The 11,562-nt window shown below is 38.2% G+C and carries 12 protein-coding genes and 1 pseudogene; 6 read left to right on the top strand and 7 right to left on the bottom strand.

What is annotated here, in order from left to right:
* Positions 1 to 287 precede the first annotated feature (287 nt).
* Together metC and gpmA are read left to right on the top strand one after the other, a co-directional pair.
* Positions 288 to 1,475, top strand: a complete 1,188-nt coding sequence (metC, locus tag SKA34_RS11790) for a cystathionine beta-lyase (protein WP_006645757.1) — start codon at positions 288 to 290, stop codon at positions 1,473 to 1,475.
* Positions 1,476 to 1,879: 404 nt separating this feature from the next.
* The gene (gene gpmA, locus SKA34_RS11785; protein ID WP_006645756.1) at positions 1,880 to 2,572 is read left to right on the top strand and encodes a 2,3-diphosphoglycerate-dependent phosphoglycerate mutase; all 693 of its coding nucleotides are present in this window, start codon (positions 1,880 to 1,882) and stop codon (positions 2,570 to 2,572) included.
* A gap of 75 nt (positions 2,573 to 2,647) precedes the next feature.
* Here the strand turns inward: gpmA and SKA34_RS11780 are convergent, their stop codons facing one another.
* Positions 2,648 to 4,111, bottom strand: coding sequence for a YdiU family protein (locus tag SKA34_RS11780; protein ID WP_006645755.1), 1,464 nt, complete (start codon positions 4,109 to 4,111; stop codon positions 2,648 to 2,650).
* Positions 4,112 to 4,452: 341 nt separating this feature from the next.
* Here SKA34_RS11780 and SKA34_RS11775 point away from each other — a divergent pair, with 341 nt between their 5' ends.
* A complete protein-coding gene (locus SKA34_RS11775) occupies positions 4,453 to 4,854 on the top strand; it encodes a hypothetical protein (RefSeq protein WP_006645753.1) in 402 nt (133 codons plus the stop codon).
* Positions 4,855 to 4,897: 43 nt separating this feature from the next.
* Here SKA34_RS11775 and SKA34_RS11770 read toward each other — a convergent pair whose 3' ends face one another.
* The 3 genes from SKA34_RS11770 to SKA34_RS11760 form a co-directional block, all read right to left on the bottom strand.
* Complete coding sequence (locus SKA34_RS11770) at positions 4,898 to 5,407, bottom strand: beta/gamma crystallin-related protein (protein ID WP_039860319.1); 510 nt, start codon at positions 5,405 to 5,407, stop codon at positions 4,898 to 4,900.
* Between the two features lie 51 nt (positions 5,408 to 5,458).
* Entirely contained in the window at positions 5,459 to 6,307 is an 849-nt protein-coding gene (locus SKA34_RS11765) for a hypothetical protein (RefSeq protein WP_006645751.1), read from the bottom strand.
* A gap of 317 nt (positions 6,308 to 6,624) precedes the next feature.
* Positions 6,625 to 8,034 carry a hypothetical protein gene (locus SKA34_RS11760; protein WP_006645750.1) on the bottom strand — a complete coding sequence of 470 codons (1,410 nt, stop codon included), beginning with the start codon at positions 8,032 to 8,034 and terminating at the stop codon, positions 6,625 to 6,627.
* Positions 8,035 to 8,346: 312 nt separating this feature from the next.
* Between SKA34_RS11760 and SKA34_RS11755 the strand changes: the two genes are divergently transcribed.
* Positions 8,347 to 9,189 (top strand): S1 RNA-binding domain-containing protein, encoded by an 843-nt coding sequence (locus tag SKA34_RS11755; protein WP_006645749.1) that lies wholly within the window; start codon positions 8,347 to 8,349, stop codon positions 9,187 to 9,189.
* A gap of 102 nt (positions 9,190 to 9,291) precedes the next feature.
* Here SKA34_RS11755 and SKA34_RS11750 read toward each other — a convergent pair whose 3' ends face one another.
* On the bottom strand, positions 9,292 to 9,525 hold the full coding sequence (locus tag SKA34_RS11750) for a glutaredoxin family protein (protein WP_006645748.1): 234 nt from the start codon (positions 9,523 to 9,525) through the stop codon (positions 9,292 to 9,294).
* A gap of 363 nt (positions 9,526 to 9,888) precedes the next feature.
* On the opposite strand from SKA34_RS11750, the gene SKA34_RS11745 reads away from it, so the two are divergent.
* Positions 9,889 to 10,317, top strand: a complete 429-nt coding sequence (locus tag SKA34_RS11745; RefSeq protein WP_006645747.1) for a VOC family protein — start codon at positions 9,889 to 9,891, stop codon at positions 10,315 to 10,317.
* Positions 10,318 to 10,375: 58 nt separating this feature from the next.
* Positions 10,376 to 10,648, top strand: a complete 273-nt coding sequence (locus SKA34_RS11740) for an NAD-dependent epimerase/dehydratase family protein (protein WP_006645746.1) — start codon at positions 10,376 to 10,378, stop codon at positions 10,646 to 10,648.
* Here SKA34_RS11740 and SKA34_RS23650 read toward each other — a convergent pair.
* Positions 10,645 to 10,722, bottom strand: coding sequence for a hypothetical protein (locus SKA34_RS23650; RefSeq protein ID WP_232284250.1), 78 nt, complete (start codon positions 10,720 to 10,722; stop codon positions 10,645 to 10,647). The two genes, SKA34_RS11740 and SKA34_RS23650, sit on opposite strands and share 4 nt — an antisense overlap.
* A 39-nt stretch (positions 10,723 to 10,761) precedes the next feature.
* Positions 10,762 to 11,516, bottom strand: a pseudogene (locus tag SKA34_RS11735) (IS66 family transposase); the annotation flags it as partial.
* Between the last annotated feature and the right edge of the window lie 46 nt (positions 11,517 to 11,562).

Genomic DNA, 11,562 nt, shown 5'->3' with positions numbered 1-11,562 from the left:
TTCTTGTTTTGATATTGATAATGATGTTGTGACTAAAAAAACATTAGTGTGTTCAGAGCAAGCTTGGAGTGAATCTCTTTTTGCAGAGGGAAGTTATTTTAATGCTATATCACAGCAGTTGTTGTTCGAGGGAAAAACGCAACAATACCGCAAAGTAAACACCAAACGTTAAGACTAATCGTTCATCAGTTTAGTGCTTGATACTTATGATAACTTGCTAGTTTGTTGTGTTTATTCATGTTATACAAGAAACAGAATAGATAGACGAGTAAGGGAATCACGAAGTTATGTCTAGTAAGAAAATTGATACTGCATTAGTGAGTGCAGGAAGAAAGAAAAAATATACTCACGGTGCGGTGAACAGTGTTATTCAACGTGCATCGTCATTAGTTTTCGATACGGTTGCAGATAAAAAACAGGCTATTAAGAACCGCGCGAAAGGCGAGTTGTTTTACGGACGTCGTGGCACGTTAACCCACTTTGCGCTTCAAGATGCGATGGTGGAATTAGAAGGCGGTGCTGGTTGTTATTTATATCCATGCGGTGCGGCTGCGGTATCTAACAGTATCTTAGCATTTGTCACTTCTGGCGATCATGTATTGATGACAGGTGCAGCCTATGAGCCTACCCAAGAGTTTTGTAATATTGTCCTTAATGGATTAGGGGTTAGTACTACTTATTACGATCCCTTGATTGGTGAGGGGATTGCAGAACTTGTACAGCAAAATACCAAAGTTGTTTTCTTAGAATCACCAAGCTCTATCACAATGGAAGTGCAAGATATTCCAGCAATTGTGAAAGCAGTGCGTGCTGTTAACCCTGATGCTGTGATTATTTTAGATAACACATGGGCGGCAGGGGTGCTATTTAAAGCGCTCGAGCACGGTGTTGATATCTCTGTTCAAGCCGGTACGAAATACATTGTTGGTCACTCTGATGCGATGATAGGTACGGCAGTAAGTAATGAGCGTTGCTGGGATCAATTACGTGAACGTTCTTATTTAATGGGGCAAATGGTTGATGCTGATACCGCGTATGTGGCTGCTCGTGGATTGCGCACCATGGGCGTTCGTTTAAAACAACATCATGAAAGCAGTATCAAAGTAGCAGAATGGCTGGCAGAGCGTCCAGAAGTTGCAACGGTTAATCATCCAGCATTACCAAGTTGTAAAGGCCATGAATTCTTTGTGCGTGATTTTGCAGGAAGCTGTGGTTTGTTTTCATTTGTGCTTAACAAACGTTTATCGAATGAAGAAGTCTCTAATTTCTTAGATAACTTTGAGCATTTTAGTATGGCGTATTCTTGGGGTGGTTATGAGTCTCTTATTTTGGCCAGTCAGCCTGAAGAGTTAAATCGTATTCGTCCTGCGGGCAAAGTAGATTTTGATGGCACGCTTATTCGTGTACATATTGGTTTAGAAGATTGCGACGACTTAATTGAAGATTTAGCCAATGGCTTTAGCCGCATCGCTTAATTAACCTTAAATATATCCTACAAATTAAATCGCTTTTTTCATATGTTATGACATTTGAAAAAGCGATTTTTTATTACTTGTGTAAATAATATTTTACGAATGAGTTTCCAAACATCCCCTCAAAGTTAAAAATAATCAATATTATCAGTTGCTTATTTTTTGTAGTTACTCTATTCAAACTCAATAATGACGTTATAGATACATATTATGACGGTATGTAGCACTTTTATTTAATAACTTTTCTTTATAGTCAGTATTGTAATCGTTGCGGAATGGATTTAATCTACAACTAAATATGATAATGATTATCAATTAGAAAATAATTGTTAAATGCCATATGGAAATGACAGCGATTAAAAATACTAATCTACTTAACTCATGATGTTGAGTTACAAGGGGCTGTTATGAAAAATACACGTATTGTTCTACTTCGTCATGGTCAAAGTGTTTGGAACAAAGAAAACCGTTTTACTGGCTGGGCGAATGTCTCTCTTTCTGAATTAGGCGAAACCGAAGCGCGTAATGCAGGCATTAAATTGAAAGAGAATGGTTTCAACTTTAATTTTTGCTATACCTCAATGCTTGATCGTGCGATCAAAACATCTAACTTAGCATTAGAACAGCTTGATTCTTTATGGATCCCTGTTGAGCACGACTGGCAATTGAATGAACGTCATTATGGTGATCTTCAAGGATTGAATAAAACAGAAACAGCAGAAGAGTTTGGCGACGAACAAGTGCACATTTGGCGTCGTAGTTATGATATTGAGCCACCACAAGTAAGTGAAGATAGCTTTTTTTACCCAGGTAATGATAGACGTTACCAAGAACTACAACACAGCCAACTTCCACATGGTGAATCGTTGAAAGATACCTATGATAGGGTAATACCATTCTGGAATGAGAATATTGTCCCTAATGTTAAACAAGGCTCTGATATTTTAATTGCCGCTCATGGTAATAGCTTACGTGCTTTGATTAAATATTTAGATAATATTCCTGATGACAAAATTACAGAATTAGAAATACCAACAGGTGCACCATTAGTTTATGAATTTAACAAGCAGATGAAACCTGTACAGAGCTATTATTTGTAATGCTCATTAAATTGAATATAGAGAAAAATGCCCTATTGAATAGGGCATTTTTTGTAACAAAAACGAGATAATGACTTAAGAAGAGCAACTAATTTCTAACTCTTTACCCCATTTGGGTGGTAGATCAGCAAGATCTTCAAAATTAGGATGTTCACCAAAAGGATCATGTAAAACGGTTAATAGATTCTCTATAAATGTGAAATTCCCTTGCTCAGCACCATCGATAGCAAGCTGTGCCAAATAGTTACGGAGAATATATTTCGGGTTACTTTTAAGCATTAATGCCAAACGTTGCTGATCATCGGTATTTGAGATACGTTTTTTGTAATCAGCTAACCATTCATCGATTGGTGTTGTATTTGCTGTGAGAGATGAAAAATGAGAACTGGTGTTATCGAGTTCGTCTTGGGAAAGCGTCGAAAGCGTGCGGAAGAACTGGGTGTAATCGATTGATTGTTGCTTGAGTAAATTAAATAACTGCTGGAATAACTCATTATCTTGTTCTTGGCTATCGAACAAACCTAATTTCTGACGCATAAGTTTACTGTAATGCATTTGTAGTTGGTGCTGATAAATTTCTAATGCATGTTCTATGTCTGATTTATCAATGATAGGTGCTAAGGCGTAACCTAGTGCTGATAAGTTCCATAACCCAATGGATGGCTGTTGATTGAAGGCATAACGACCAGAATAATCGGAATGATTACAAATATAACCCGGATTATAATCGTCCAGAAAACCATAAGGGCCATAATCAAAGGTTAAGCCTAAAATCGACATATTGTCGGTATTCATCACGCCATGAGCAAATCCTACTGCTTGCCAATGGGCGATCATTTTAGCTGTATTTTCACATACTTGCTCAAATAGTGCGGCGTAAGGTTTTTCGACTTGTTGGCATTCAGGGAAGTGATGCTGAATAACGTAATCTGCTAATAAGCGTAATTGATCGTGTTGTTGGGTATAAAACAGATATTCAAAATGGCCAAATCGGATGTGGCTTTCTGAGACTCGGATCAGGGTTGCGCCAAATTCTTGTTTTTCACGGTACACGTGGGTATCACTACCAATAACTGCGAGTGCATGTGAGGTGGGAATACCCAGACCTGCCATCGCTGCGCTAGCTAAATATTCTCGAATACTTGAACGAATAACTGCACGGCCATCGCCCATACGTGAATAAGGTGTAAGGCCAGATCCTTTTAAGTGAATATCCCATTTTTTGCCCTGACTCGTCTGTACTTCCCCTAATAACAAACCTCGACCATCACCAAGATCGGGGTTGTATTGCCCAAATTGGTGCCCAGTGTATTTCATTGCAATGGGATCAAACCCAGCTAAGGTGTCGTTACCACTGAATATATTAATAAAATCATCAGATTGAATGGCGTTTATATCGAGTTCTAATAATTTCGCAATGTGTGGATTCACACTCATTAAGTAAGGATTACTCAGCGGTTGCGGAGTAACGAAGGTGCCGAACAGGGAAGGGAGTTGGCTGTAAGTATTATTAAAAACAAGCTGTTGTAATGATTTCATAACAAAGGTATTCGTTGGGTTTAACAAGGATTATAGATCTAACCATACATTATAGTTAAGTACTTACATCTATTACATTTCTAATCATGAAGTGAATCGAGTAGGGGTATCGCTTAATAGAATAGTATCTAACTAACCAATATGATCCTTTGTTCATTTCTACTGGTATGTTATTGAAGGGAATACAATGAGCTTAATAAGAAACATACTTATTGTCAGTACAGCTTTATCCCATAAAGGTGGGAAGCTAAAAATAGAAGCGGTAGATAAAGGTAATACTGAATTCGTTAGTGCAATATTGATTGATAACATAGAAGTTAAATAATTAGAGAGGTGCGCATATGCTGAAAATATTTTCTTTGTGCGCACCATTATTATTTTTATTGATACTGGTTTATGGTTGTAACGTTAAATCTGATGTGGTTTATCAGTCAGAAGATTTAGGCAAAGTCTTATATCAATATAAAGATAATAGTGGTTGTGATTTAGAGGCAGTAGATAAAAATATTGCTCAACTTTATCTACAAATTGAAAGAAGAGAGTTGCTGCCATTAAAGGCTATGTATCAAGAAAATGATGCTTTTATTATGAAGATAAAAACATTGCCTGCATTAGTCATTATAAAAAATGATGCAAAATGGTATATCCCATTAACAAAGGGCAGTGAATGGATTTTCGTTAATGTTAATGACACCGTTAACGTATTTAAATATCCGAAGGTGTTTCGTCAATTATGCAAATAAAGCCCCATTATAACCAATGATTATAGGGCTTATATTCTTAATATTACTTTTTCAAAATCTTCATTGAACTGATAGCGTGCTCAAAACCATCGGCATTATCTTTGCCACCTTTGTAGGTATAGGATTTACCTTGATAGTTAATATCTTCGTAAAAGCGAACTTTCCAGCCTGATGGGATCTTAAATGACACCATTTTGTCGTTAAAATCAGTATCAAAAAAGTTAGGCTTATCGCGACTGATATCAATGGAATGGCCTTTTTGATTCTTTTTACTAAATAGCTTCACTGATTTATGGGAGTTGTGGTCATTATTTGCTGATAGCGAAGTTGTAAAACAATTCGCTTCTTGTGCACGACAAAACATATCACTTTGCGACTTTAAGCAGCGCTGTGCAACTTTATAGCGGGCAGCATCTTCAGTTCTGGCGGCATCTGCAAAAGTGTCGGTAAACGGAGAGAGGGTACAGACATAAATTTCATCATTATTATGTTTAGCTGCAAACGCAGGGGAAACACAACTAATCATAAGAGATAAACACAGTATTCTTTTCATTTGGCACCTTAAATAATTAAAACTCAGACATTTACCAGACCAATGATAGTCTTATAAGTTAGATGTGGTTACAAAATTCACACCAATAGATGACATATTTTTCATAAAATCTTTTGCTTGCTGTTCAAACCCAGTAACAGGGCTGGTGGTATCGATTAAAATTGTTAGCTTTTTAATCTCTTCATGTGTGAGTTTTTCTACCATTTGTTCTACCGTACTGGCAACACAGTGGGAAAGAGCTTGGCCTGAAATATAAACCTGATCATTTTGTTTAACTAGTTCTACTAGTTGAGGATCAAATTGGGTCTTTTTATCGTCTTCTAACGGATATTCAGCTTCGCATCCACCGTAATGCTCAGTATGCGGGTTCTCGCCTTTAGCAATACTGATATGTTGTGTATTCGCTTGCTGTTCCCAAGCATAAATAGCAGTATGAATAGGTTTAACGATATCGTGTCCAACAGAGCCAATCACACAATGGGTCGGCCAGATAAGAAGGCTATATTTGCCCGTTTGTTCTAATGACTGGGTGTAATTAAGGACATGATTTAAACGTGCTGGATCCGTAGGCAGCCAGATACCATCCACAATGTCTTGATGGCTAATTAGAGTAAATGGTGTTGGGTGTTCGCCTGCTTCATTTTTCCAATAGGGCGCATGAGCAATATCGTATTCATGATGGCTATCAAGTGTCACGATAATCTGATTAATATGCTTTTGTTGCTTTGTAATAAATGCAGCAAGTTTGTTAGCGTCTTCCCATGCACCAGGAACGGGAAGTGCTGGCGAAATAGTAATCTTCTGAGATGCTGAACCAGATGTGAATTGTTCATTAACGGGAACATCATAAAAGTCATATTGAGGATCAATGATAAGTAAAGACGTCATTGGTTGACGCATTGCATGCTCCTTTATGCTTTGTGAGCTAAACATGATTATGTCGAAATAATGGAAAGAAATTGAGTTAAATATACGTTGATGAGCGTTAACTGAAAAGAAATATCATTCAATTATTAATTAGAAAGTCGTTAAAGTGTTTTTCTGTAATATTACTAATTTACTGATTGATATTATTAACTAAAAATTAATGGTAATCGTCCTTGGGATATTAAAATTCATGATGAGCGTATTTCTGTTCGCGCTGCATAATTTTCAATGTCACAGTAAAAAGCTCACTATTACGCGATTAATATCGTCAACAGTGAGCTTTTTTAGCGTTAGGCTGTTTGTGCTTTTTCACTTTCCTTCGCGGCTTGAGCTTCTGCAACTGGCTTTTTCTCTGGAGGAAAAATCGGCTCAATATCCACAATTTTGGAACGACTCATGATAATTTTCCAACGCTGAATACGCACTGTTTTATCTTCGTCGGTTTCTTTGGTGATCAAGTTAAATAGGTGGCGTTTTTCCACTGACTCTTTTGTTACTTGACCATCATTAAGTTGGTATAAACGCTGAGAGCCTTTTTCCATTAACGCCGTAACAGTACGTAAATCTAAAATAATCGATTCTCGCGTTTGCTCATAACCACTTAAAAACTTTGTTGGTGACATACGGCTGGTACTTTTATAGTGAAGAATGGTTTCTTCACGGTGAGATACCTTATGTTTACGCGTTTTACGAATATCGGTTGGTAGACTGTCGAAGCTAATGTATTCAAGCCATTCGAGCTGTCGACCAATTAAATGGCTTGTATTGGCATCAAAGAACTGCTTACGCCAACGTGCTTTTCCTTTACGTAACCACCGCCAAAGCATGGTTTTTAAGTCATCTTTAAATACTTCACGTGCCGCATAAATTAGCGATAACACCAAAATAAATGACGCGGTAATGTCACCCAGCATACCGCGTGCTTTTATCAGCATCATGGTGACAAAAATCATCACAATGCCGGCAGCAGCGCCTGTCACCACTTTTTTTGTGCTTTTACCCAGCTCAATGGTCTTCTCACTCATCGTAACAGGGTATTCAATCAAACGTCGTAATAGCCGCATTTTATTCGACATACGGGTTGGATCTTCCATCGCTTTAGCTGAGTTGTAATTATGCTTAATGCGGTGCTGTGTTTCAGATTCACAGATTTCAAGTAATGTCGCTTTAATGGTGTTGTAATCGTTGCCGCGCGGAAGATGAGAAATTAACTGGAGGAAACGCTGCTCAGTAAACCAAGACAGATAGTTATCAATATTCTCGTAATACTTAAGCAGCTTTTTGTCGGTTGGAATATTTCGACGTAAACGCTTTAAAATGCGAACAGAGATATTGGCAGATTCTTCAACATCTTCAAATGTCAGGTTATTATTTTGACTTAATAACTCACTGGTGGCTTTTTCTAGCGCTAGTGCATACTGATAAGCGTAAAGGCTTAAGCTTAAACGGTATTGTTCGATAGATAATTTTCCACGGCTGGCGAGGCGACTATGAACAAGAGGAAGGTGATTAATATCACTGAAATAAGTACGTTTACCGTGGATAGCGTTATGATAGAACTCTTCTTCAGAAATGATATTGGCATTTAAGCCAAGTTCACCGGGAATGAAGATGTACATATCGAGCTGCCGATTAGTTGTTTCTTGAATAACATGGGATATTTTTAATTTATGCCCATCTTTTTTATCGACAGTGATCACTTATTGATACCCTCCAAGATCTACAACAATAACTTAGTCTATTAATTTTAGAATAAGTTGGTTTTAAATATTACTGTTAACTATATAAGTTTGCGCTGATAGCATGAAAAATCATCAAATAAATGCAGATAGGTCAGGCGTTGCGAACCAACATCACGTATAATGCAGAAATCTAAGCACAACACGTGCATTATAGCCGATTGATTAGCGAGATATAGCTAATTCATCAGGCAGCTAATAAATTGATTAATAAAGATATTGAAGCAACATCACCAAACGCGTGTCGTTGCCTACGCAGAGAGTACCTGATACATGATTAGAATTGGAAAATACAACACACTAGAAGTCGTCAAACTAGTAGATTTTGGCGTATTTCTTGATGGTGGTGAAGACTTCGGTAATATCCTGTTACCTAAGAACTCAGTTCCAGCAGGTACCGAACTAGGCGATAAATTAAAGGTGTTTATATACTTCGACTCAAATGATGAAGTAATTTCAACAACAACAGAACCTTATGCACAAGTAGGCGATTTCGCAAAACTACGTGTTGTGGGTGTAACCAACATTGGTGCGTTTGTTGATTGGGGTTTAACGAAAGATTTGCTCATTCCATTTAGTGAGCAACGCCGTCGTTTAGAAGAAGGTCAAGAAGTGGTTATTCACGTATATACAGACAAAGCGTCTGGTCGTATTGTGGGTACTACCAAATTTAACCGTTACTTAGATAAAACACCGGCAACTTACCAAATCGGTCAAGAAGTGCAGGTAATTATTGCTGAAGTAACTGATCTTGGTTTTAAAGCCGTAGTTGAAGGTAAACACTGGGGACTTTTCTTTAAAACAGAATCATTTGGTAAGCTATTTATTGGTAAAGCATTAAAAGCTTACATTAAAGAGATTCGTCCTGATGGTAAGTTAAACCTTTCACTACAGAAAATGGGTAAAGATCGTGTTGACGATCTAGCGGATAAAATCTTAACCTCGTTAGAGCGTAAAGGTGGCTTTATCCCTGTAAGTGATAAATCTACCCCTGATGAAATCTTCCAAGTTTTCCGTACTAGTAAAGCAACCTTTAAGAAAACCATTGGTGGCTTATATAAGAAAGGGCTAATTGTTATTGAGCGTGAAGGTATTCGCTTAAACGATAACGATTAATACTTGCTATATAAATTGAGTAAAAGAAAACCGACACAGGCTGTCGGTTTTTTTATTTTTGAAATAACAGTAACTCACTGGAAAATTCAGTTAAATAGCTTCTTAGTCTTTCGACTTTAATGCTTTTTCAAACTTGGTAATATTCCAGCCAACTAACACCTGATCACCAACTTTTAAAACAGGTACAGACCTAGCACCAGTACTGTTAAATTCTTTTCTTCCTTTGGGTGAGCTGATATCAACCAAACGATAACTGTATTTTTTACTCGTCATGTACTGTTGTGCATCTTTACAGTTTGAGCAGCTTTTCTGGCTAAATAAGACAATACGTTTCATTAAATTGTGCTTCTTATTACTATTTTTCGTAACACTAGCATAAAAAGTATCGAAGTCAGTAGCGAAAGGATGGTGCTGAAACCGTTTAGAATGGGCACTCTTTCATTCTTATTAAGATAAGTCTTATTGATGTGTATATAAAATTTTATAACAAACTGAAATTTAAATAAGACTGATTAAATATATTTCTTACTTTTCACATGCTTTCACAAAGAGTTGAGTGTAAAAAAGCTATCAACCTTAAAATATATAAAGATTATATCGAGTATAAAGGTACTTCATGAGTATATTTTTGCATTACATTAAGAATGCTTATTAATACACTCTTAGGCTAAAACCAGTCTTTATAAAATGGAGATGGAAATGGAAAACCTGAATACAGTAGAAATAAAATCGTTTGTGCCCGCTAAAGACTTTGAGCTTTCAAAGCGCTTTTATCAGACAATGGGCTTTGAAATAGCGTCTGAGTTTGACGGTATCGCTTATCTCAAATCTGGCTCTTGTTCTTTCTTGCTTCAAGACTTTTATGAACCTGCTCACAGCAACAATTTTCTGATGCACCTACTTGTTGAAGATGCTCAAAGTTGGTACGCACATGTTTTAAAGCTAAATCTAGACAAAGAGTTTGGTATAAATGTCACAGAGCTTATTGAGCAGCCTTGGGGAATGCTCGAGTTTTGTTTAACAGATCCGAGTGGTGTGCTGTGGCGCATAGGCGAAAATCAGTTGCCTAACAAGTTACTTAAATGGACGCAAAACGCTTGGCTTGTGCTCTTTTGTCGAGAATTTTAGTCAAGTATGTATGTGTCTATTAGTAAGGCGTAATGTGTAAATTAAACTTCGAGGTAACATGAAAGTACTAGTGGCTGGTGCAAATGGTTATGTGGGGCGTCATGTCGTGAGACTGTTTAGGGACAAAGGCTTTGATGTTTACACTTATCAACGTGAAAACTCAAAAATCAAAGGTGGAACTGGCAGTATTACACCAACAAATCGTGAAATGTATGGACAGTTTGGTATTGTTATAAATTGCGCACGCCCACACTGGTCAGAATTTAATAGTGAACAAATCTTATTGATCGAACGTAAACGCCCCATGAACCCACGGGGCGATATTTGTTAGTGTTTGAGGTTCCAAGGTAGGAGTGCATCGATATCGGGCTCAGCTTTCGCGAGCTCTTTCATGCACTTGACCATGTAGTCGTAGAGGATAAGGCCGTTGGCTTTCGCAGTCTCGACGATGCTGTAAAGCATCGCACTCGCATCAGCACCATTTGGCGTGTTCGAGAACAACCAGTTCTTTCTGCCAATGACCAGCGGTTTAATTGCGCGTTCAGCGCGGTTATTGTCTATCGATAAGTGACCGTCATCGATATAGCGGATCACCTTCGGCCATTGGCCGAGCGTGTATTTTATCGCTTTACCCAGCGGGCTAGACGCTATCACTTGTTGAGATGTCATCCACTCGTACAACTCGTCCAGTATCGGTTTGCTATGCAGTTGACGTTCTGCTTTTCGTGTTTCGACAGTCGCACCTTTTAAGCGCGATTCTATCCCATAGAGCTTCTGGATTTTGGCCAGCGCTTTATCTGCTTTGCCTGACTTACCTTTACCTTGAAGCTTCTTAGCCTCCATGAACTTTCGCCGTGCATGTGCCATGCAGCCAACATTGGTGACGTGATAAAGACCATCATAGGCACCATAGCCATCGGTTTGTAGATAACCACTGTAATCCCCCAAGAAGCAACAGGGCATGCCCTCGCGCGACTGTTTTGATAGTCGTACAAGGCAATATTCTTCACATTGGGGAGTGCGGCTTCTGGCGAGTCTGCGCCCGAGCAGTAGAGCCACATGTAACACTGTTTTTCTTCCTTGAGAACATTGAGTGGCGTTTCATCCGCCTGGACCACCACTTGTTGAAGTAGGTGCTCTTTTAGAGCGGCATAGAGTGGTTTGAACTTCTCACTAACTTGGATAACCCATCTGGCCATAGTGGTTCGTGATAGCTCGATTCCCGACTGGGTAAACAGCGACTCT

The sequence above is a fragment of the Photobacterium sp. SKA34 genome (assembly GCF_000153325.1).
Classification (GTDB): domain Bacteria; phylum Pseudomonadota; class Gammaproteobacteria; order Enterobacterales; family Vibrionaceae; genus Photobacterium.
This window is presented reverse-complemented; position numbering and strand designations above follow the sequence as displayed.